The organism is Paenibacillus sp. GbtcB18, from assembly GCF_019091125.1.
Classification (GTDB): Bacteria; Bacillota; Bacilli; order Paenibacillales; family NBRC-103111; genus Paenibacillus_F; species Paenibacillus_F chitinolyticus.
Genome location: NZ_JAGXJX010000803.1, coordinates 1 through 239, shown reverse-complemented (window position 1 = coordinate 239; position 239 = coordinate 1). Strand labels below are relative to the sequence as shown.

Annotated in this window: 1 protein-coding gene; it reads left to right on the top strand. The window is 61.5% G+C overall.

Annotation, left to right across the window (positions count from 1 at the left end; all coding sequences use genetic code 11):
• Window positions 1–77: 77 nt before the first annotated feature.
• The coding region (locus KVT34_RS32555; protein WP_309244147.1) for a tetratricopeptide repeat protein at window positions 78–239 on the top strand (162 nt) is incomplete at its 3' end.

The following is a 239-nucleotide window of genomic DNA, read 5'->3' as shown; positions in this document are numbered from 1 at the left end:
GGATTCATGACGCCATGGGACTGGAAAAGGAAGCCGCGCCTTTCTACGCGTAGGCGCTGGAGCTTGGCCTCGCGGACGTGGAGAGTCGGGGCGCCTGGCTCGGTCTCGGCAGCACTTACCGGGCGCTGGGCGAATACGAATCGGCCCGGACGTGCTTTCGTCACGCAATCCGGGAATACCCGGAAGCCCGGGAATTTCAGATTTTTTACGCGATGTCGCTGTATAACCTGGGGGGACAC